General features: G+C 69.5%; 19 protein-coding genes. 1 reads left to right on the plus strand and 18 read right to left on the minus strand.

Annotated elements, in window-relative coordinates; translation table 11 throughout:
* Nucleotides 1–30 precede the first annotated feature (30 nt).
* From aroB to hisS, 13 genes are all read right to left on the minus strand, one after another.
* Nucleotides 31–1104, minus strand: a complete 1074-nt coding sequence (gene aroB, locus ABEA30_RS10910) for a 3-dehydroquinate synthase (RefSeq protein WP_345582728.1) — start codon at nt 1102–1104, stop codon at nt 31–33.
* Nucleotides 1101–1607 (minus strand): shikimate kinase, encoded by a 507-nt coding sequence (locus ABEA30_RS10915; RefSeq protein ID WP_345582730.1) that lies wholly within the window; start codon nt 1605–1607, stop codon nt 1101–1103. Before ABEA30_RS10915 ends, aroB begins: the two co-directional genes overlap by 4 nt.
* Nucleotides 1604–2800 carry a chorismate synthase gene (gene aroC / locus ABEA30_RS10920; protein WP_345582732.1) on the minus strand — a complete coding sequence of 399 codons (1197 nt, stop codon included), beginning with the start codon at nt 2798–2800 and terminating at the stop codon, nt 1604–1606. The genes ABEA30_RS10915 and aroC overlap by 4 nt, the downstream gene beginning before the upstream one ends.
* Before the next feature lie 13 nt (nt 2801–2813).
* The gene (locus tag ABEA30_RS10925) at nt 2814–3641 is read right to left on the minus strand and encodes a shikimate dehydrogenase family protein (protein WP_345582734.1); all 828 of its coding nucleotides are present in this window, start codon (nt 3639–3641) and stop codon (nt 2814–2816) included.
* Nucleotides 3638–4771, minus strand: coding sequence for an endolytic transglycosylase MltG (mltG, locus tag ABEA30_RS10930; RefSeq protein ID WP_345582736.1), 1134 nt, complete (start codon nt 4769–4771; stop codon nt 3638–3640). Before mltG ends, ABEA30_RS10925 begins: the two co-directional genes overlap by 4 nt.
* Nucleotides 4768–5229: a Holliday junction resolvase RuvX gene (ruvX, locus tag ABEA30_RS10935; protein ID WP_345582738.1), complete on the minus strand. Its 462-nt coding sequence runs from the start codon at nt 5227–5229 to the stop codon at nt 4768–4770. Before ruvX ends, mltG begins: the two co-directional genes overlap by 4 nt.
* The gene (gene alaS, locus ABEA30_RS10940) at nt 5222–7873 is read right to left on the minus strand and encodes an alanine--tRNA ligase (protein WP_345582740.1); all 2652 of its coding nucleotides are present in this window, start codon (nt 7871–7873) and stop codon (nt 5222–5224) included. The genes ruvX and alaS overlap by 8 nt, the downstream gene beginning before the upstream one ends.
* Nucleotides 7874–7898: 25 nt before the next feature.
* Nucleotides 7899–8132 (minus strand): hypothetical protein, encoded by a 234-nt coding sequence (locus ABEA30_RS10945; protein WP_345582742.1) that lies wholly within the window; start codon nt 8130–8132, stop codon nt 7899–7901.
* Nucleotides 8129–8509, minus strand: coding sequence for a DUF948 domain-containing protein (locus ABEA30_RS10950; protein ID WP_345582744.1), 381 nt, complete (start codon nt 8507–8509; stop codon nt 8129–8131). The genes ABEA30_RS10945 and ABEA30_RS10950 overlap by 4 nt, the downstream gene beginning before the upstream one ends.
* 21 nt (nt 8510–8530) lie before the next feature.
* On the minus strand, nt 8531–9892 hold the full coding sequence (locus ABEA30_RS10955; RefSeq protein WP_345582746.1) for a replication-associated recombination protein A: 1362 nt from the start codon (nt 9890–9892) through the stop codon (nt 8531–8533).
* 7 nt (nt 9893–9899) lie between these two features.
* The gene (gene aspS / locus ABEA30_RS10960; RefSeq protein ID WP_345582748.1) at nt 9900–11699 is read right to left on the minus strand and encodes an aspartate--tRNA ligase; all 1800 of its coding nucleotides are present in this window, start codon (nt 11697–11699) and stop codon (nt 9900–9902) included.
* Nucleotides 11700–11779: 80 nt separating this feature from the next.
* Nucleotides 11780–12397, minus strand: a complete 618-nt coding sequence (locus ABEA30_RS10965; RefSeq protein WP_345582750.1) for an NADPH-dependent F420 reductase — start codon at nt 12395–12397, stop codon at nt 11780–11782.
* Between the two features lie 5 nt (nt 12398–12402).
* Entirely contained in the window at nt 12403–13737 is a 1335-nt protein-coding gene (gene hisS / locus ABEA30_RS10970; RefSeq protein ID WP_345582803.1) for a histidine--tRNA ligase, read from the minus strand.
* Nucleotides 13738–13949: 212 nt separating this feature from the next.
* Here hisS and ABEA30_RS10975 point away from each other — a divergent pair, with 212 nt between their 5' ends.
* Entirely contained in the window at nt 13950–15194 is a 1245-nt protein-coding gene (locus ABEA30_RS10975; protein ID WP_345582752.1) for a DUF349 domain-containing protein, read from the plus strand.
* 63 nt (nt 15195–15257) lie between these two features.
* Here the strand turns inward: ABEA30_RS10975 and ABEA30_RS10980 are convergent, their stop codons facing one another.
* The 5 genes from ABEA30_RS10980 to secD are packed head-to-tail and all read right to left on the minus strand — an operon-like array spanning nt 15258 to nt 21954.
* Complete coding sequence (locus ABEA30_RS10980) at nt 15258–17531, minus strand: RelA/SpoT family protein (RefSeq protein ID WP_345582754.1); 2274 nt, start codon at nt 17529–17531, stop codon at nt 15258–15260.
* A 48-nt stretch (nt 17532–17579) separates the two neighbouring features.
* On the minus strand, nt 17580–18662 hold the full coding sequence (locus ABEA30_RS10985) for a potassium channel family protein (protein ID WP_345582756.1): 1083 nt from the start codon (nt 18660–18662) through the stop codon (nt 17580–17582).
* A gap of 3 nt (nt 18663–18665) precedes the next feature.
* Complete coding sequence (locus tag ABEA30_RS10990; RefSeq protein WP_345582758.1) at nt 18666–19214, minus strand: adenine phosphoribosyltransferase; 549 nt, start codon at nt 19212–19214, stop codon at nt 18666–18668.
* Nucleotides 19211–20356: a protein translocase subunit SecF gene (secF, locus tag ABEA30_RS10995; protein ID WP_345582760.1), complete on the minus strand. Its 1146-nt coding sequence runs from the start codon at nt 20354–20356 to the stop codon at nt 19211–19213. Before secF ends, ABEA30_RS10990 begins: the two co-directional genes overlap by 4 nt.
* Nucleotides 20356–21954: a protein translocase subunit SecD gene (gene secD, locus ABEA30_RS11000; protein WP_345582762.1), complete on the minus strand. Its 1599-nt coding sequence runs from the start codon at nt 21952–21954 to the stop codon at nt 20356–20358. Before secD ends, secF begins: the two co-directional genes overlap by 1 nt.
* Nucleotide 21955: the final 1 nt, after the last annotated feature.

A 21955-nucleotide genomic window follows, 5' to 3' on the forward strand; every position in this document is an offset into this window, starting at 1 on the left:
CGGGGCCTCTCGCGTTGGGGGGGGCGCTGGTCAGGAGAGCTCGCGGTAGGCCGCGACCATGACCTTCTCGTCAGGGGCGTCGACGACGACGGGCTTGCCGAACTCGGAGATCCCCACGATGCGGAGCATGGAGCCGCGCGCCTTCTTGTCGAGGTTCATGATTGCACGCAGTTCCTCCCAGGCCGACTGCTCGTAGCGCAGCGGCAGGCCGAGGCCGCCGAGGAGGTCGTCGTGCATCGCGACCGACTCATGGTCGAGCCCCAGCAGTTGCCGCGACACGCGTGAGCACCAGGCCATGCCGACGGCGATCGCGTCGCCGTGGCGCCACGTGTAGCCGGCGTGCGCCTCGATGGCGTGGCCCAGGGTGTGCCCGTAGTTGAGCGACTCGCGCCCCACCTTGGTGCCCTTGGACGTGGATTCGCGGAAGTCGGCCGCCACCACCGTCGCCTTCACCTGGACGGCGCGGGTGACCAGTTCGGCGAACCGGCTGCTGGTCACGTCTGCCGCGTCCGCGAGGTCCTCGCGGGCCAGTTCGACGATGCGGGTGTCGGCGATGAAGCCGCACTTGAGGACCTCCGCCAGCCCGGCGCGTACGTCGCGCTCCGGCAGGGTGTCCAGCAGCGACAGGTCGCAGATCACGCCCACCGGCTCGTAGAACGCGCCCACCAGGTTCTTGCCCGCCGGCAGGTTGATGCCGGTCTTGCCGCCCACGGCCGCGTCGACCATCGCCAGCACCGAGGTGGGGACGCTGACGTAGGGGACGCCGCGCAGCCACGACGCGGCCACGAAGCCGGCCAGGTCTGTCGTGGTGCCGCCACCGATGCCGATCACCACGTCGTTGCGGGTGAACCGGGCCTCGGCCAGCGTGTTCCAGCACGCGTCCAGCACTTCGGAGGTCTTCGCCGCCTCGGCGTCGGGCACGGCGATCAACGTGACGGGGCGACCCACCGTCGCCGCCACCTTCTGCGCCAGTGGCAGCAGGGGCTCGGGGTGGATGACGGCCACGCGCGAGGCATCGCCCAGCAGGCCGGGCAGGTGCGTCAGCGCGCCGCGGTCGATGTGCACGTCATAAGGGCCTTGGGCGGATTCCACTCGCACGCTCATTGGTCCGCGCCCCTCTCCGTGGCAAGTTCATCCGCCACTTCGGAACTGCCACGACCATCAGTCTCCACGATCTGGGTGGCCAGCGCTTCATATACGGGATTTCGTTCCCGGAGCAGTTCGATCAGCCGGCCGCGGACGTTGCCGAGCAGCAGCGGCCGTGCCTTGTTCATGCCCACGCGACGGGTTGCCTGGCCGATGGAGACCTTGAGCCAGATGACTTCGTGGCCGCCGTCCCGCAGCGCCTGCTGGATGGCCTCGTTCATGACCGCGCCGCCGCCCAGCGAGACCACCTCGTAGGCCGCCAGGAGCTCCAGGGTCGCCTCCTGTTCGAGGGCGCGGAAGTACTCCTCGCCCTCGTCGGCGAAGATCTCCGAGACGGGCTTGCCCTCGACCTCCTCGATCCGCTGGTCCACGTCCACGAACGTCTTGCCCAGCTTGCGGGCCAGGCGCTTGCCGACGGTGGACTTGCCGGCACCGGGGGCTCCGATGAGTGCAATGCTCATCGGCCGATCTCCAGGCCTCGGGCGGCCACGTCTGCGAGGTAGCTCTCGTGGTTGCGCCGGGCCTCGCCCAGCGAGTCGCCACCGAACTTCTCCAGGGCGACCTCGGCGAGCACCAGCGCCACCATGGCCTCCGCCACGACGCCGGCGGCGGGCACCGCGCACACGTCGGAGCGCTGGTGGTGGGCGGCGGCGGCCTCCCCCGTGGTCGTGTCGATGGTGCGCAGCGCACGGGGCACGGTGGCGATGGGCTTCATGGCGGCACGGACGCGCAACACCTCACCGGTGGACATGCCGCCCTCGGTGCCGCCGGAGCGGTGCGAGGCGCGGCGGATGCCGCCGTCGGTGGGGATGATCTCGTCGTGCGCCAGGGAGCCGCGGGTGCGGGCCAGCTCGAAGCCGTCGCCCACCTCGACCCCCTTGATGGCCTGGATGCCCATGAGGGCGCCGGCCAGCTTCGCGTCGAGGCGGCGGTCGCCCTGCGTGTGGGAGCCCAGGCCCGGGGGCAGCCCCCAGGCCACCACCTCGACGACGCCGCCCATGGTGTCGCCCTCCTTCTGGCATGCCTCGACCTCGGCCTGCATCGCGACCGAGGCGGCGGGGTCGAAGCACCGCACCGGGTCTGCGTCGATGGCTGCGAGGTCGTCGATGGTGGGGAGGTCGGGCCGCGTGGCGCGCACCGGGCCGAGCTCGACGACGTGGCTGAGCACGGTGATGCCGAAGGCCTGGGCGAGGAATGCCTGCGCGACGGTGCCGAGCGCGACGCGTGCCGCCGTCTCGCGCGCGGAGGCGCGTTCCAGGAGCGGCCGGGCCTCGTCGAAGTCGTACTTCTGCATGCCGGCGAGGTCAGCGTGTCCGGGGCGGGGGCGGGTGAGCTTGGCGTTGCGGGCCAGCTCGGCCAGTTCGGCCTCGTCCACCACGCCGGGGGCCATGACCTTCTCCCACTTCGGCCATTCGGTGTTGCCCACCATGATCGCGATCGGGGATCCGAGCGTCTCGCCGTGCCGGAAGCCGCCGAGGAGCGTGACCTCGTCGGCCTCGAACTTCATGCGCGCGCCGCGCCCCACGCCCAGCCGACGGCGGCGCAGGTTCTCGGCGATCTCGTCGACCCCGACGCGTACGTGGGCGGGGATGCCCTCCATGGTGGCGATGAGCGCTTGGCCATGGGATTCCCCGGCAGTCAGGTATCGAAGCATGTGGGTCATTGTGTCAGAGACCGGAACGCCTCTTGAGCTCCCGACCGGCTGCCGAACGGCAGTCCTCGAACGTGACCTCGTGCCCGGTGAGCAGGAAGAACTGGTCCACGGCCTGGCCCGCGAGGAGGTCCAGACCGTTGAGCGACACACGGCCGGCCTGCTCTGCGGCCGTCCCGAGCGGGGTGGGCCACGGGTCGTAGACGGCGTCGAACACCACCCGGGTGCCCGATGCGAGCGAGGCGGCGTGTGCCGCGGTGGCTGATGCGGGGATGGTGGAGGCCACGAGGTCGACCGGCCCCACGTCCTCGCCCAGTGGCCTCACCTCTGCGGAGAGCCCCAGCGCGCGGGTGAGTTCGAGGATGGACGTGGCCCGTTCCGGCCTCCGCGCCAGCACGACGACCTCGCGGGCCGCGAGCCCGGCCAGGGCCAGCACGAGTGAGCGCGCCGTCGCTCCGTTGCCCAGGATGGCCGCGCTGCGGGGGCGGTCCAGGCCGTGGGCCCGCCACGCCCGGACGAAACCGGGTACGTCGGTGTTGTAGACCTTCGGGTGCGGCCCGAACACGAGCGTGTTCCCGCCACCGACCAGGCGGGTGGGCTCATCGGGTTCGCCGTAGGCGACGATCGCCTCCTTGTGCGGCGCGGTGACGCTCAGCCCCGCCCAGGCGGGGTCGTACAGGCGGGCGCGCACGAAGCCGTCGAGTTCCTCGGCCGACACGGTGATCGCCTCGTAGCGCCAGTCGAGCCCGTTGGCCTCGTAACCGGCGCGGTGGATGGCCGGGGACAGCGAGTGGTGGGCCGGGTCGCCGATCACGGCGGCCCGGTGGCGTCCTGACCTGTTCATCCGCTGCAGCGGCCGGTGTTGGCCTGGCACCACTGTTGGAACTCGGCCTGGTTGGCCTGGTGCTCCTCGAGGGTGGCGGCGAACTTGGTCTCGCCGGTGTCCAGGTTGACCGTCACGAAGAACAGTGCGTCGGTCTCCGCCGGGTTGAGCGCGGCCAGCAGCGCCGACTCGCCGGGATTGCTGATGGGGCCCGGCGGGTAGCCCTTGTGCACGTAGGTGTTGTAGGGCGAGGGGTTGGCCCGTTCCTCGGCCGTGGTGGTGACCGTGTCCCACCGCTGGACGGCGTAATGCACCGTGGAGTCCATCTGCAGTGGCATGCCGGCGTTGATGCGGTTGTAGATCACGCGGGCGACCATGGGCTGGTCCTTGGCGTTGCTCACCTCGGCCGCGATGATCGAGGCGGTGGTGACGATGTTGCGCGGCGTCACCCCCAACGCCTGCGCACCCTCCTCGAGCTTGATCTTGTCCGCGACGCGGTTGAACTGCGCCACCTGCGTGCCGATGAGGTGCGACGCGACGGCGGGCTCACCCACCTGGTAGGTCGACGGGAACAGGAACCCCTCGAGCTGGCCGTTGGCGTAGCCGGGCAGCTGGTAGATGCTCGGGTCTGCTGCGGCGGCCTCCATGTCGGCGTAGGTGAGGCCGATCTTGGCGTTGGCGGGCCGCTCGAGGATCTGCCACTGCCGCACGGAGACCGTGCCCTCAGGGAAGGTCACCATCAGGCGCTCGACGTTCTCGGGGTCCAGCAGCATCTTGAACGCCGACTCCGCCGGGAGCTGCTTCTTGAGGTTGAAGCGGCCCGCCTGCAGCTTGTCGGACTCGCCGCTGCGGGTGGCGACCTGCCGGAAGGTGCGGGTGGACTTGATGACGTCAGCCTCGCGGAGGATCTCGCCGATCTGCGTGATCGAGGCGCCCCGCGGGATGACGATCTGGACGTCTTCGGTACCTTCGCCCAGGTAGTCGTCGGCGGTGCGCCACGCGATGTAGGCGTCGTTGGCCTTCGAGTACACGAACCAGCCGCCGCCGATCAGCACCGTGAGCGACAGCAGCACCGCGAAGGCACTGCGCGCCGTGTACCCGAGTCGGCGCCAGTTCAGGCGCCCGTCGTTATCGGTGAACTGTGCGTTCACTCTGCCTCCAGCTCTACAGGTTCTCCGACCACGTGCCCGGCACGCTCCTCCGCGTCCAGGGCCCGCTGCAGGATCTCCACGGCCGCGGCCTGGTCGATGACCCTGCGTTGCTGCTTGGCGCGTCGACCCGCGTCGCCCAGACTACGGGATGCCGACGCGGTGCTCAGTCTCTCGTCGACGAGCATCACTCGTGTCGCGGGGAGCGCACGTACGAGTTGCGCGGCCTTGTCCATGACGAACTGCGCCGCGAAGCTGCGCTCACCGGTCAAGGTCAGCGGCAGGCCGACGTAGACCACCTCCGGCTCGTACTCCGCGACGATCGCCGCGAGCCGACGCAGCTCGTCGGGCCCCGCCTGGACGGTCTCGACTGGGTAGGCGAAGGAGACCCCGGCGTTGCTCGCCGAGACCCCGATCCTCGCCTTGCCCCAGTCGATGCCGAGGCGGGCGCCGTCAGCCACGCCCCTCCAGCGCCGCGCGGACGGCCGCGATGGCCTGCGGTGCCGCCGTCGCGTCCGTGCCGCCGCCCTGGGCCAGGTCGTCCTTGCCGCCGCCCTTGCCGCCCAGTGCCGCGCAGGCCACCGAGATCAACCGGCCCGCGCCCAGGCCAAGGCCGCGCGCGGCCTCATTCGTGGCCACGATCGCCGTGGGCTTCTCGGCACCGCCGATGAGGGCGACGACGGAGGGCTCGCTGCCGAGCCGCTCGCGCAGGTCGAGGGCCAGGGTGCGCAGCTCGCCGCCGCCCACGCCCGGGGTCTCGACCCCGAGGAACCGCACGCCCGCCACGTCGACCGCCTGGCCGACGAGCGAGGCCGCCCCCGCGAGCAGCTTCTCCGACTGCAGCTTCGCGATGGACTTCTCCGCGTCCTTCAGCTGCGCGACGAGCTTCTCGATGCGCTCGACCAGGTTGTCGGGCCGCACACGGAGGGTCTCGGTGAGCTGGTTGACCAGCGCCCGCTCGGCCGCGAACTTGGCGAACGCGTCGGTACTGACCAGTGCCTCGACACGGCGCACGCCGGAGCCGATCGACGACTCGCTGAGCAGGTTCAGCACGCCGATCTCCGCCGTGTTGGCGACGTGGGTGCCGCCACACAGCTCCCGCGACCAGGGGCCCGCGAGCTCGACCATGCGCACGATCGGCGGGTACTTCTCGCCGAACATCGCCATGGCGCCGAGCGCCTTGGCCTCCTCCAACTTCATCTGCTGGGCGGTGACGGCGTGGTTGGCGATGATCGCCTCGTTTGCCCGCGCCTCCACCTCGGCCTTCAGCTGGTCTGACAGGCCCTTGGGCGAGGAGAAGTCGAAGCGCATGTAGCCGGGCTTGTTGTACGAGCCGGCCTGCGTGGCGTTGGAGCCCACCAGTTCGCGCAGCGCCGCGTGCACGATGTGCGTGGCGGTGTGCGCCTGGCAGGCGCCATGGCGGGCTGCGGCGTCGACGCGGGCGTCCGCCTGGGCACCCAGCGGCAGCTCACCGAACACCTCGACGCGGTGGACGACGAGGCCGGGCACGGGGCGCTGCACGTCGACCACGTCGAGCGAGAAGCCGTCGCCGACGATGGTGCCACGGTCTGCGTCCTGGCCACCGGCCTCCGCGTAGAACGGCGTCTCGGCCAGCACGATCTCGACGGTGCTGCCGTCAGTTGCTCGGTCCACCGCCACGCCGTCGGAGATGATCCCGCGCACCGTGGTCGACACGTCGAGGTCGGTGTAGCCGAGGAACGGCACGTCGCCCTTCTCGCGGAGCTGGCGGTAGGCCTCCATGGAGGTGGCCCCGCCCTTCTTCGCCTTGGCGTCGGCGCGGGCGCGCTCCTTCTGCTCCTTCATGAGCTCGTCGAACTTGGCGCGGTCCACCGAGAGGCCCTGCTCCTCGGCCATCTCCATGGTGAGGTCGATCGGGAAGCCGTAGGTGTCGTGCAACTGGAACGCCTTGTCGCCCGGCAGCGTCGTGGACGAGCCCTTCTTGACCTCGCCGACGGCGGTGTCGAACATCACCGTGCCCGACTGCAGGGTGCGGCGGAACGACTCCTCCTCGGCGTACGCCGACTGGGAGACGCGGCCCCACGCGTCCTCGATCTCGGGGAACGACGGCAACATCGCGGCCTTCGACACGGGCAGCAGTTCCTGCAGGACCGGGTCTGCCACGCCGAGCAGTCGCATGGCACGCACCACGCGGCGAAGGAGTCTGCGCAGCACGTAGCCGCGGGCCTCGTTGCCGGGAGTGACGCCGTCGGTCATCAGCATCAGGCCGGAGCGGACGTGGTCTGCGACCACGCGGAAACGGATGTCGTCCAGCTCGTTGGCGCCATAGGTGCGGCCCGAGAGCTCGGAGGCCTTCGCGATGACCGGGTAGACCTCGTCGATCTCGTACATGTTGGCCACGCCCTGCTTGAGGTACGCCACGCGTTCCAGGCCGGAGCCCGTGTCGATGTTCTGGTTGGGCAGCGGCCGCAGCACGTCGAAGTCGTCCTTGCGGCGCACCTGGGAGAGTTCCTCCTGCTGGAAGACCAGGTTCCAGATCTCGAGGAAGCGGTCCTCGTCGGCCTCCGGGCCGCCGTCGGGCCCGAACTCCGGGCCACGGTCGATGTAGATCTCCGAGCACGGGCCGCCCGGCCCGGGGATGCCCATGTGCCAGTAGTTGTCCTTCAGTCCGCGTTCCTGGATGTGCTCGCGCGGGATGCCGACCTTCTGCCACAGGTCGATGGTCTCCTGGTCACCGAACAGGGCGGTCACCCACACCTTGTCGGCGTCGAAGCCCCAGCCGCCGTCGGCCTCGGAGCCCGTGACCAGGTCGAAGGCGTACTGGATGGCGCCTTCCTTGAAGTAGTCGCCGAACGCGAAGTTGCCCAGCATCTGGAAGAACGTGCCGTGGCGGGTCGTCTTGCCCACCTCGTCGATGTCGAGGGTGCGCACGCACTTCTGCGAGCTGACGGCGCGCTTGAACGGCGCGGGCTCGTCGCCCAGGAAGTACGGCTTGAACGGCACCATGCCCGCATTGACGAACAGCAGCGTGGGGTCGTTGTACAGCAGCGACGCACTGGGGACGACGGTGTGGTCGCGGCGCGCGAAGAAGTCGACGAACCGGCTCCGGATCTCGGAGGTCTTCATGTATGTGGTTCCTTGGAAATCGGTGTCAGTTGGTGGATTCGGAGAGGTCGAGTTCGCTGCGCAGTTCGGCCTCGCGTTCGGCCATGGCGCTGCGGAAGGTGGCCATGAAGGTGCCGAAGCCGGCAGCGGCCTCATGACCCTTCCTCTCGACCTGCTCCGCGACCCCGCGCGGGGTCAGCTTGTGGAGCAGCTCCCTGCCCTTGAGCATCAGGAAGACGGTGAGGGCCGCCCCGACGAGCAGCCAGAAGAAGCGGCTCACTTCTTCCGCCCCCTGAGGGCCTTGCGCACGCCGTAGGTGAAGGCGGCGGTCTTGACCAGCGGCCCGCCGAGCGTGGCGGCGAACAGCGTCGAGAGCTGGGCCGCGTTCTCACTCACGACCGTGGCGTGGCCCGTGACCTTGGCCGCGTCCTCCGTCACGGCCCCGAGCTTGACCAGTTCGGTGTTCGTGGTGGCGACGGCACCCTTGAGCTCCTGGAGCACCGGCACGGAGTTGTGGCCGATGTCGCGGACGGCGAGGCGCACCTCGTCGAGGGCGCGCCCGGCCTTCAGCAGCGGCACCGCGGCCAGCGCCACGAATACGCAAGCTGCGATCGCGGCGATCAGCCCGGCGATCTCTCCAACAGTCATGAGCGTCATGGGCGTAACTCTAGCCGACGCTCATCCCTCGCCCAGCAGTGCGCGCAGCGCAGCGAGGCGCTCGGCGATGGCCGCCTCCTGGCCGTGGCCCGTGGGCCGGTAGTACTCGGTGCCCACCAGGTCGTCGGGCAGGTAGACCTGGGGGGCCACGCCGTGCGGGTAGTCGTGGGCGTACTTGTACCCCTTGCCGTGGCCGAGCTTCTCGGCGCCCGCGTAGTGGGCGTCGCGCAGGTGCGGCGGCACCAGCCCGCCCTTGCCGGAGCGCACGTCGGCGATGGCCGCGTTGATGGCCAGGTAGGCCGCATTCGACTTCGGCGCGGTGGCGGCTGCGACGGTGGCGTGGGCCAACGTGATGCGCGCCTCCGGCATGCCCAGCAGCTGCACGGCCTGGGCTGCGGCCACGCACGTCTGCAGGACGCCGCTGGCGGCCATGCCGATGTCCTCGCTGGCCGAGATCATCAGGCGGCGGGCGATGAAGCGAGGGTCCTCCCCCGCCTCCAGCATGCGGGCCAGGTAGTGCAGCGCCGCATCCACGTCGGAGCCGCGGATGGACTTGATGAAGGCCGAGATGACGTCGTAGTGCTGGTCGCCGTCCTTGTCGTAGCGAACGGCCGCCCGGTCCGCGGACGACTCGACCGAGGCGAGCGTGATGACGCCCTCGCCCTTCGCGTCGGCCGCGGCGGCGGACTCCTCGAGGTAGGTCAGCGCGCGGCGTGCGTCTCCCCCGGCCAGCCGCAGGATCAGGTCGCGGGCGTCGTCGGCGAGTTCGAACAGCTCTCCGGTGCTGCGGGCGACGCCCCGTTCGTCGGTGAGTGCCCGGTCGAGGAGCACCGACAGGTCGTCGTTGGTCAGCGGCTGCAGCCGCAGCAGCAGGGAGCGCGACAGCAGCGGCGAGATGACCGAGAAGCTGGGGTTCTCCGTCGTGGCCGCGATGAGCGTCACCAGGCGGTTCTCGACGGCGGGCAGCAGGACGTCCTGCTGGGCCTTCGAGAAGCGGTGCACCTCGTCGACGAACAGGACGGTGCCGCAGCCGCGGGCCAGTTCGCGGCGGGCCTCGTCGAGTTCCGCGCGGACCTCCTTCACGCCGGCCGTGACCGCCGAGAGTTCGACGAAGCGCCGGTTGGTGGCCTGCGACACCACCGAGGCGATCGTCGTCTTGCCGACGCCGGGCGGCCCCCAGAGGAACACCGACATGGGCTGCCCGTCGGCCAGCCTCCTCAGCGGGGAGCCCGCCTTCAGGAGGTGCTGCTGCCCGACGATCTCATCGAGGTTGCGGGGCCGCAGACGCACCGCGAGCGGCGCCTCCGGGTTGGAGGCGCCGCTCAGCGACCCGCCGCGTTGGGACGGCGTCGGGTCCGGGTTGCCGAACAGGTCGTAGCTCATGCGGGGCTCAGGAGCCGGTCGCGGCCCCTTCTTCCTCCTTCGGCGGCACGAAGTCGACGCCGGCCTCCTTGCGCTGCTTCGGGTCGATCGGGGCCGGGGCCTCGGTCAGCGGGTCGAAACCGCCACCGCTCTTGGGGAAGGCGATGACGTCGCGGATGGTGTCGAAGCCGCCCAGCAGCATCACGAGGCGGTCCAGGCCGAACGCGATGCCGCCGTGCGGCGGGGCGCCGAAGCTGAACGCGTCGAGCAGGAAGCCGAACTTCTCCTGGGCCTCCTCCTGACCGATGCCCATGACCCGGAACACCCGCTCCTGCACGTCGCGGCGGTGGATACGGATGGAACCGCCGCCCACCTCGTTGCCGTTGCACACGAAGTCGTAGCCGTAGCTGAGCGCCGAGCCGGGGTCGGTGTCGAACGTGTCGAGGCACTCGGGCGTGGGCGAGGTGAACGCGTGGTGCACCGCCGTCCACTTGCCGGCACCGACGGCGACGTCACCGGCCGCCTCGGCGTCCGCCGTCGACTTGAACATCGGGGCGTCGACGACCCAGAGGAAGCTCCAGGCGTCCTCATCGATCAGGCCGGTGCGGCGGCCGATCTCGAGGCGGGCGGCGCCCAGCAGCTCCTGGGACTGCTCGCGCTTGCCGGCGGCGAAGAAGATCGCGTCACCCGGCGTGGCGTCCATGGCTGCGGCGATCCCGTCACGCTCCTGGTCGGAGAGGTTCTTGGCGACCGGGCCACCGAGCTCGCCGTCCTCACCAATGGTGATGTAGGCCAACCCACGGGCGCCGCGCTGCTTGGCCCACTCCTGCCAGGCGTCGAACTGGCGACGCGGGAGCGATGCGCCACCGGGCATGACCACGCCACCGACGTATTCGTTCTGGAAGACGCGGAACTGGGTGTCCTTGAAGAACTCGGTGAGCTCGCGGATCTTGAGGTCGAAGCGGAGGTCCGGCTTGTCGGAGCCGTAGTTGTCCATCGCGTCGTGCCACGACATGCGCGGCAACGGCAGCTCCATCTCGACGCCGATGAGGCGCCAGCAGGCGGCCATGACCTCTTCGGCCAGCGCGATGACGTCGTCCTGGTCCACGAAGCTCATCTCGATGTCGAGCTGCGTGAACTCCGGCTGGCGGTCGGCGCGGAAGTCCTCGTCGCGGTAGCAGCGCGCGATCTGGTAGTAGCGCTCCATGCCACCGACCATGAGCAACTGCTTGAACAACTGGGGGCTCTGCGGCAGGGCGTACCACTTGCCGGGGTGGAGGCGGGCGGGGACGATGAAGTCGCGGGCGCCCTCCGGCGTCGAGCGCGTCAGCGTGGGGGTCTCGATGTCGTAGAAGTTCCGCTTGGCGAGCACCTCACGGATGGTGTGCGTCACGTTGGAGCGCAGCACCATGGCCTCGTGCTGACGCGGGCGGCGCAGGTCCAGGTAGCGGTGCTTGAGGCGCACGTCCTCACCGACGGTGGTGCGCTCGTCGATCTGGAACGGCAGCGGCGCGGCGGGGTTGAGCACCTCGAGTTCGCGGATCGCGACCTCGACCTCACCGGTGGGGAGGTTCGGGTTGACGTTGCCGTCCTCGCGCTTGTCGACCACGCCGGTGACCTTGATGCAGTACTCGTTGCGAAGGTCGTGGATGCCGGCGGATTCGAGGTACTCGTCGCGCACGACGATCTGGCAGATGCCCGACGCATCCCTCAGGTCGATGAACGCCACGCCGCCGTGGTCGCGGCGCTTGGCCACCCATCCGGCGAGAACGACTTCCTGGCCCACGTGCGCGGCACGCAGCGTGCCGGCCTCAAAGGTGCGAATCACTTCAGTTTTTCCTATCTTCGGCTGCATAGACGGTGCAGCTCGTCCAGCAATCATATGGAGGGGGACGCGCGGGGCAACAATCAGAGCCCGAGGGCCTCGCGCAGTTCCTCGGCCGACACGGGGCGGCCGAAGATCGGCGAGCCGGGCTCCAGGCACCGGGACGCCGAGCGGGGCCCCTCGACGGGTTCGAAGCCCATCGAGTCGACGAGCCGGGCCACCACGCGGCGGGCCTCCTCGTCGTCGGAGACGACGCCGATGGCGCGGCGCAGCGGGTGTCCCGCCTCCCGTGCGTCGGCGGTGAGATCGAGGTAGCCCAGGTGGTTGAGCGACTTCACCAGCCGCATCTCAGGGTTGCGGAGCTTGACCAGCGACGACGTGGTGCCGTCGTGGTCCTCGTCGAGGTGGCCGCCTGCGGCCTCCCATGCGTTCATTGCGTCGACGACGACCTTGCCGGCCAGGGCGTCGAAGTCGACGGAGTGTGCCTTGCCGAACGGGATGGCGAGGATGACGACGTCGGACTGCGCGATCACGTCGGCCTCCGGCAGCAGCTGCGCGCCGGGGAGCACGGTGCCGATGACGAGCTCGATCATCGCCTGTCGGGGCGAGCCCGAGATGCGTACCTCGTGGCCGGCGTCGAGCGCGAGCCTCGCCAGCGCGGTGCCGAGCTTTCCGGCGCCGATGATCCCGATGCGAGACACGTCGGTCAGTCGGCCGGGCCGACGGTGACGTGCAGGTCCTCGGCGGGCGGCATCCACTCCTGCGGCGAGGCGGGCACCTGGTCACCACTGCGGATGTCCTTGACCGAGTCGTCGTGGCCGGCCCCGAACCACACGTACGGGATGCCGCGACGCTCGGCGTAGCGGATCTGCTTGCCGAACTTGTCGGCCTTCGGCGCCACCTCGACGGCGATCCCCCGGCCCCGCAGCTGGGCGGCGACGGCGATGGCCTGTTCCCGGCTCTCCTCGTTGTCGACCGCCACCAGCACGGCGCTGGGCACCGAACGTGACGCGACGAGCTTCTTCTGCCCGATGAGCGGCGCGAGGATGCGGGTGATGCCGAAGGAGTAGCCGACGCCGGGGAAGGTGGTCTTCCCGTCGCTGGCGAGCGAGTCGTAGCGGCCGCCGGAGGCGACCGAGCCCAGCTTCTCCGAGCCGACCAGCACGGTCTCGTAGACGGTGCCGGTGTAGTAGTCCAGGCCGCGGGCGATCTTGAGGTCGGCGACCACGCGGTCCGGCACGGACCGGCGGGCGACGCGGATGAGGGCGGCGAGTTCCTCGAGGCCGGTGTCGAGCAGGTCAGAGCCCACGCCGAGGGCGCGCACGGCGTCGACGAACGACTCGTCGGTGGCGGAGATGCCGGCCAGCGACACGCACGCCCGGGCCTGTGTCTGGCTGAGCGAGAGGTCCTCGGTGAGGAGTTCGACGACGGCATCGGGACCGATCTTGTCGTACTTGTCGACGCGCTGCAGCACGGCCGCGGTGTCCTCGACGCCGAGGCCGCGGTAGAAGCCCTCCGAGAGCTTGCGGTTGTTGACGTGGAGCTGGACCGGCGGCAGGCCGAGGTCCTTGTGCAGCTTCTCGAACACGTCGAGGGCCACCAGCGGGATCTCGACGTCGTGGTGGGCCGCGAGGTCGCCCTGGCCGACGATGTCGATGTCCGCCTGCGTGAACTCGCGGTAACGACCCTCCTGCGGGCGCTCGCCGCGCCACACCTTCTGGACCTGGTAGCGGCGGAACGGGAACACGAGGTGCCCGGAGTTCTCGAGGACGTAGCGGGCGAACGGCACCGTGAGGTCGAAGTGCAGGCCCAGCTCGTCGGCGTCCCCCGCCTCGGCATGCAGCCGCCGAACGACGTAGATCTCCTTGTCGATCTCGCCCTTGCGCGCGAGCTGGTCCAGCGGCTCGAGGGCGCGCGTCTCGATCGGCGCGAAGCCGTGCAGCTCGAACGTGGTGCGCACGACGTCGAGGACGCGGTTCTCCACGAAGCGACCGGCGGGCAGGAACTCGGGGAAACCGCTGAGCGGCTTGGGGCGGGACAAGGTGGCGGTACCTCTACACGATTCCGGGCTGCGGGACGGGCGGGAGATGCGCCGCAGCGACTCACGCATCGCGGCCATGGTACCGCTGGCGCCGCAGTACCGGCATCCGCGCGGCCCGCGCGCGGTGCCGCAACATAACAATTTGCCAGCCGACGGCACACACCGATGGGCTTGACGAGCACATCCCACGCTCTGCCGCTAGATTGTGCACCATGAGCGAACCGCAAGCGCCCGCAGACTTCGGCCGCGTCGATGCAGACGGCACGGTCTACGTCATCACGGGTGACACAGAGCGAAGTGTCGGGCAGATCCCCGATTCCACCCCCGAAGAGGCCATGGCGTTCTACGTCCGCCGCTACGAGAACCTGGCGGCGGAGGTGACCCTGCTCGAGTCGCGCGTGAAGGCGCAGGCGATGTCGCCTGAGGAGGCGCGCACCGCCATCGAGACGGCGAAGGCCAACGTCGCCGAGGCCAACGCCGTCGGCGACCTGCCCGCGCTGACCGCCCGACTCGAGGCCCTGGGCGAGGTGCTCCCGGCGCAGATCGAGGCCCGCAAGGCTGCGCGCGCCGAGCAGAACGCCGCCACCGTCGCCGCCAAGGAGGCCATGGTCGAGGAGGCCGAGAAGCTCGCCGCAGGCAACGACTGGCGCGGTGGCGTCGACCGCTTCCGCACGCTGCTGGACGAGTGGAAGGCGCTCCCCCGCATCGACCGCGCCACGGACAACGAGCTGTGGCACCGGTTCTCGTCGGCCCGCACGCAGTACACCCGCCGCCGCAAGTCGCACTTCGCCGAGTTGAACACCCGCCGTGACGAGGCGAAGTCGGCCAAGGAGGCCATCATCGCCGAGGCGGAGCCGCTGGCCTCGTCGACCGACTGGGGCGCCACGTCCGCCGCGTTCCGCGACCTGATGGTGCGCTGGAAGGCTGCGGGCAGCGCCCGCCGCGCAGACGACGACAAGCTGTGGGCCCGCTTCCGTGGCATCCAGGACGAGTTCTTCAACGCCCGCACCGCCGCCCAGGACGCGGTCGACGGCGAGCAGTCGGAGAACCTGGCCGCCAAGCAGGCGCTCGTGGAGAAGGTCGAGAAGGACCTGGAGGGCGTCACCGACGTCGACGCGGCCAAGGGCATCCACCGGGACTTCCTGGCCCAGTTCAACGAACTGGGCCACGTGCCGCGCAACGCGATGCGCGACCTGGACAACCGGGTGCGCGCCATCGGCGACAAGGTTGCCGAGCTGGAGGCCGAGGAGTGGCGCCGGACCGATCCCGAGGCCCGCGAGCGCGCTGAGAGCACGGTGAAGATGTTCGAGGACCAGATCGCCAAGCTCGAGCAGGACCTCGCCGCCGCCGAGGCGAAGGGCGACGCGAAGAACGCCAAGGACGCCCGCAAGTCCATCGAGACGTACGCCAGCTGGCTGGAGCAGGCCCGGGAGACCCTGGCGGACTTCACCAAGTAGTCACTGGACACGGCAGGAGCGGGCGCACCACCTCGGTGCGCCCGCTCCTGTGTCGTCAGGTGCTCAGCCGGCCACTCGGAAGACGTCGTAGACGCCCGGCACGCGGCGGATGAGGTTCATCACGTGCTGCAGGTGCGTGGGGTCCGCGGATTCGAACGTCATCTTGCCTGTGAACTGGCGCTGCTTGTTGGTGTTGATGCTCACCGCGAGGATGTCGATGTGCTGGTCTGACAGCACCGAGGAGACGTCCGAGAGCAGGCGGGCGCGGTCGATGCCCTCGATCTGGATGGTGACGCTGAACGCGGCCCCCTCCTGACTGCCCGACCAGGCCACCGGCACGATTCGCTCCGGTTCCTTCATCAGCGACGGCACGTTGCTGCAGTCGCGGCGGTGCACCGAGACGCCGTCGCTCTTGGTGACGAAGCCCACGATGTCGTCGCCCGGCAGCGGGTAGCAGCACTTGGCGAACTTGGCGGTGACGGAGTCGTCGCCGTCGACGAGGATGTGCGCCCCGTCTGTGATGGGCCGGCGGTGCTGCTTGACCACCACGTCCTCGGTGACGGTGTCGACCGTCTCGTCCTCGCCCCCGTGCAGCTGGACGAGCTTCTCGACGACGCCCTGCGGGCCGATGTGCCCCTCACCGAGCGCGATGTAGAGGCTGGGGACGTCCTTGTGGCCGAGCGAGTTGGCCACCGCGGTCAGGTTCTCCAATGTCAGGAGTCGCTGCAGCGGCACGCCCGCGCGGCGCAGGTCCTTGGCGAGCGTCTCCTTGCCCTGTTCCAGGGCCACGTCGCGGCGCTCGCGGGAGAAGTGCTGGCGGATCTTCTGGCGCGCCCTGGAGGAGACGACGAAGCCCAGCCAGTCGCGGCTGGGCCCGGCGCCCTCTGCCTTGGAGGTGAGGATCTCGACCTTGTCGCCCTGCTGCAGCGGCGTGCTGAGCGCGACGAGGCGGCCGTTGACCCGGGCGCCGATCGTGCGGTAGCCCACCTCGGTGTGCACCGAGAACGCGAAGTCGACGGGGGTCGCGCCCACGGGGAGCGCCACGACCTCGCCCTTGGGCGTGAAGACGTAGATCTCGTCGGCGTTGATCTCGAACAGCACGGAGTCGAGGAACTCGCTGGGGTCCTCCGTCTCCTTGCTCATGACGCCCAGCTGGTGCATGGCCCGCAGGCCCGCCTCCTCCGGGGTCACGCCCTCGCGCAGGTCGGCCTTGTACTTCCAGTGGGCGGCGACACCGTACTCGGCCCTGCGGTGCATCTCGTGCGTGCGGATCTGGAACTCGACCGGTTCGTTGTTGGCCCCCAGCACGGTGGTGTGCAGCGACTGGTACATGTTGAACTTCGGACCGGCGATGTAGTCCTTGAACCGGCCGGGGATGGGCTTCCAGCCCGCGTGCGCCACGCCGAGCACCGCGTAGCAGTCCTTGATGTCGCCCACGAGCACGCGCAGGCCGATGAGGTCGTAGATGTCCTTGAAGTCGCGGCCGCGCACCATCATCTTCTGGTAGATGGAGTAGTAGTGCTTCGGGCGGCCGTAGACCGTGGCCTCGATCTTGGCCTCTGCCAGCAGCTTCTGGAACTGGGCGATGAGCTCGCGCAGGTACCGCTCGCGGCCCGGCGCCTGCTGGGCCACCATGTCGACGATCTCGGCGTAGACCTTCGGCTCGATCGTGGCGAACGACAGGTCCTCGAGTTCCCACTTGATGGTGTTCATGCCCAGGCGGTGGGCCAGCGGGGCGAAGATGTTGAGCGTCTCGGTGGCGATGCGCACGCGCTTGTCGGGGCGCAGGTAGCCGAGGGTGCGCATGTTGTGCAGGCGGTCCGCCAGCTTGATGACGAGGACGCGGACCTCCTCGCTGGTGGCCATGATCATCTTGCGGATGGTCTCGGCCTTGGCGGACTCGCCGTAGGTCAGCTTGTCAAGCTTGGTCACGCCGTCGACCATGTGGGCGACCTCGTCGCCGAACTCCACGCGCAGCTGTTCCAGCGAATAGTCGGTGTCCTCGACGGTGTCGTGCAGCAGCGCTGCGACCAACACCGGTTCCGTCATCCCGAGCTCGGCCAGGATGGTGGCCACGGCGAGCGGGTGCGTGATGTACGGGTCACCCGACTTGCGGGTCTGCCCCTCGTGATAGTGCTCCGCGACGCGGTAGGCACGTTCGATGAGCGCGAGATCGGCTCGGGGGTGGTTGGACCTGACGATGCGGTTGAGCGGGTCCAGGATGGCCGACTTGGGCCGCACGGCGCCCAGCCGCGCCAGCCGGTGCCGCATGCGGAGGCGCGGTTGTTCCGGCCCGGTCACCAACCGGGAGGTTCCACCGAGGGGCTCATCCGTCATGCTGGCCAAGTGTAGTGCGGCCGCTGGATGGTCGAGACCGTCGTTCGATCAGGACTCGTCCTCGGCAGCGCGCAGCAAGTCCCTCGACGCGGGCGGAGCGGCGCGCCGCACGACGATCAGTTCATCGCCGGTCTCAACCCGCGTGGCGGTCTGGTCGTAGAACCGCCGCAGCGTACCGTTGCGGATGAGGCCGATCACGCGCTCACCCAGCACCGACGACGGCGGCTTGCCCACCTCGTCGGGCTCCGCGAGGCGCTGGTGCACCTCGAGTCCCTCGGCGCCGGTGAGCATGTCCTGCATGATCGTGCCGAGCTCGGGGCCGATCGCCGACAGGCCCAGCAGACGCCCGACCGTCTCCGAACTCGTCACGACGGACGATGCACCCGACTGGCGCACCAGCATCACGTTGTCCTGCTCCCGCACCGACACGATGACGCCGGCGGTGGGGTTGAGCTGGCGCACGTTGAGCGTGGTCAGGATGGCTGCGTCGTCGCGGTCGAGGGAGATGATCACCTGCCGCGCCTTCGCGACCTCGGCCCGCCGCAGCAGCGTGCGCCTGGTGGCGTCACCCTGGAACGCCGCCAGGCCGTCGAGGTTGGCCTCGTTGACGGCGGCCGCCGAGCTGTCGATGACGACGATCCTGTCGGGCTGCTCCCCCTGGCGACGGAGGGTGTTGACGGCGCTGCGGCCCTTGGTGCCGTAGCCGATGACGACGACGTGGTTGCGCATCCTTCTCCTCCAGAGGTTGTCCTTGATGCTGCGGCTGCCCTCGTTGGCGAGCACCTCGATGGTGGTGCCGACCAACAACACCAGGAACCCGATGCGCAACGGCGTGACGACGAGCGCGTTGATCATGCGGGCGTGCGGAGCCATCGGCGTGATGTCGCCATAGCCCGTGGTGGTGATGGTGACCGTCGAGTAGTACAGGGCGTCGACCAGGCTGACGCCGTCCTGCGTCGTGTTGTCGACGTAGGCGTCACGGTCCAGCCACACCAGGCTGGTGGAGACCAACAGCAGCAGGAGCGCGAGCACCCCACGGCGGGCCAGCTCCTTGAAGGGGGAAGAGGCGATCCGGGGCAGGCTGACCAGCGACAACACCCCGCCCCGGCCGCCGGGCTGCAGTTTGGCCATGGCTCAGACTGTCACCAACGCGGTGCAGTTGTCGATGCCCAGCTCGGCGAGGCGCGCATGCCCGCCCAGGAAGCCCAGCTCCATGACGACGGAGACGTGCACCAGCTCTGCCCCCATCTCCTTCAGGAGCGCGGCCGTGGCGCCGACCGTGCCGCCGGTGGCGAGCACGTCGTCGACCACCAGGACGCGCGCCCCGGGCCGGATGGCGTCACGGTGCATGGTAAGCGTCTCGAAGCCGTACTCCAGCTCGAAGGAGTGGCTGATCACCTCACCGGGCAGCTTGCCGGGCTTGCGGACGGGCACGAACCCGGCGCCGAGCTCGAGGGCCACGGGGGCCGCGAACACGAAGCCCCGGGCCTCCATGCCCACCACGACGTCGATGCGCTCGGGTGCCGTGGCCACCAGCTCCGTCACCGCGGCCCGGAAGCCCTGCGCCGAGGCCAGCAGCGGGGTGATGTCCTTGAACACCACGCCGGGCTTCGGGAAGTCCGGGACGTCCCGGATCAGTTCGGCGACCAACGCTCGGCGGGCCGCCGACTCGCCCGTGGTCACTTGCCCTTCCTCCGTTCCGCCCTGGTGCTGGACGTGCGGCGCACTCGGCGCTCGCCCGGCGTGACCGGGGAAACCGGGCTGGCGTCACCCGCGGCGACGCCTGCGGTGGCCAGCTCGCCCTCGTGCAGCTGCTGGCGGTGGGCGGCCTTGGCCTCGGAGCGGGCCCGGCGGCGCTCGATGCGCTCCCGGTGCTCCACCATGGCAGGCTCACGCTCACGCAGCCACATCAGCAACGGCGAGGCGATGAACAGCGACGAGTAGGCGCCGGCGATCATGCCGACCAGCAGCGCCAGACCCAGATCCGCCAGGGGACCGCTCTGGAGGAACGAGCCGGCGATGAACAGCGCCAACACAGGCATGACGCCGATGAAGGTGGTGTTCAGCGAACGGACGATGACCTGGTTGGTGGCCAGGCTGGCCATCTCGGAGAACGTGTGGTTGGTCTCTTCGAGGCCCCTGGTGTTCTCGCGGATCTTGTCGAAGACAACGACGGTGTCGTAGAGCGAGTAGCCCAGGATGGTCAGCACACCGATGACCGTCGACGGCGTGACGGTGAAGCCGACGAGGGCATAGACGCCGACCGTGACGACGAGATCGTGGAACACCGCGACGATGGCCGCCACCGACATCTTCCAGTCTCGGAAGTAGACGGCGATCAGCAGCATCACCAGCACGGTGAACACGACCAGCGCGATGATGCCCTGACGCGAGATCTCCTTGCCCCACGACCCGCCGATGACGTTGGACGTGACGTCCTCGGGCGCCACGCCGGCGATCTGGGCGATCTCGCCGCGCGTGGTGGCGAGTTCATCGGAGCTGAGCGAGCGGGTCTGGATGCGGATCTGCTCGCCGCCGAGCGAGAAGACCTGCGGGTTGAGGTCTTCGACGGAGAACTCATCCAGGTGGCCGCGCACGTCGTCGACCGTGGTCTCCGTGACCTCCATCGGGACCTGGAAGTCCGTGCCGCCCTGGAACTCGATGCCGAGCGTGAGGCCACGCAGGAGCACCACCAGGATGCTCAGGCCGATGATGACCGCGGAGATGATGAACCACATCCGGCGGTGCTTGATGAAGTCGTAGGAGATCTGCCCGGTGTAGAGGCGGTTGGCGAAGCTCTGCTTCTTGGTATCCGTGGTGGACATCAGGCCTCCTGCGGGGTGGTCGTCGGGGTGGCGGTCGCACGACGGAAACGGCGGCCCAACAGCGAATCCCGGGAGACGCCCATGTGTTCGGCGTTGAGGCCGGAGAGCTTGTGGCCCTGACCGAAGAACTTGGTGCGTCCGAGCAACTCGACCATGGGCTTGGTGAAGAAGAACACCACGAGCAGGTCGAGGATGGTGGTCAGGCCCAGCATGAACGCGAAGCCCTTGACGCTACCGACGGCCAGGATGAACAGCACGACGGCAGAGAGCAACTGCACCGCGTCGGAGATCACGATGGTGCCGCGCGCCTTCGTCCAGCCGGACAGGAGCGCGGACTTGAGGGACTTGCCCTCTCTGATCTCGTCTCGGATCCGCTCGAAGTAGATGACGAACGAGTCTGCCGTCATGACGATGCCGACGATGGCGCCGGCGATGCCGGGCAGGTTCAGCGCCACACCCATGGTGGTGCCGAGCAGCACCATCATGGCATAGGTGGCCAGACCCGCGACGAGGACCGAGGCCACCACGACGATGCCCATCGCGCGGTAGTAGATGAACGCGTAGAGCGCCACGAAGATCAGGCCGATGAGGCCGGCGATGATGCCGACGCGCAGCTGCTCGCCGCCGAGCGTGGCGGAGACCGTCTCCACCTGGGACGGCTCGAAGCTCAGCGGCAGCGCGCCGAACTTCAGCACGTTGGCCAGCGCGGCCGACGACTCGGCCGTGAAACCGCCGCGGATGATCGCTTCCCCGTTGAGGATGCGGTCCTGCGCGGTGGCGGCGGATTCGACCACGCCGTCGAGCACGATCGCGAACATGTTGTTGGGCTCCGGCTGCCCAACGAGGGCGCCGGTCAGCTCGGACATCTGCTGGGTGCCGGTGCCGTTGAACGTCAGCGTGACGGCGTACTGCAGTTCACCCTGCGGGACGCCGAAGGATGCGGTGGACAGCTCCTGCCCGCGGATGACCGTCGGGCCCAGGAGGTACTTCTGCGAGCCGGTGGCGTCACAGGCGGCCAGCACGCGGGTGGGGTCGTCGTGCGTGTCGTCGCCACAGGCGAACGACTCGAAGTACGACAGGTCCTCCGAGGTGGGCTGGTAGCCGATGGCCTCGGCGGTGCCCAGCTGCTGCGGGTCCTCGCCGTCCTCAGCCTCCGGCGTCGGGGCGACGGGCAGGCCGGGCAGCGCCGTGCCGTCCTCGCCCGCCGGGTCCGACGCGGGGCCGGTGCCGACGCCCACCTGCAGGATGCGGCGGAACGCCAGCTGAGCGGTGGCGCCGACGAGGTCGACGAGGTCGTCGCGCGAGACGTTGGGGGCCGAGACGACGATGTGGCGCTCGCCCTGGACGGCGACGCTCGCCTCGCCGACGCCGAGGCCGTCGACGCGCTGGCGGATGATGTCGCGCGCCAGCTCGAGGGATTCGAGCGAGACGGTCTTGTTGGTCGCCGTCAGCGTGATGGTCTGGCCACCCTGGAGGTCCAGGCCGAGCTTGGGGCCCCACGTCCGCGTGGCCGCCATGATGGTGAAGAGTCCTGCCAGGATGAGCAGGAAGACGATGAGGACGACTCCTGGTCGCGACCTCTTAGCTTGCGTAGCCACG

Source organism: Tessaracoccus lubricantis (assembly GCF_039544535.1).
In the GTDB taxonomy this organism is placed as follows: domain Bacteria; phylum Actinomycetota; class Actinomycetes; order Propionibacteriales; family Propionibacteriaceae; genus Arachnia; species Arachnia lubricantis.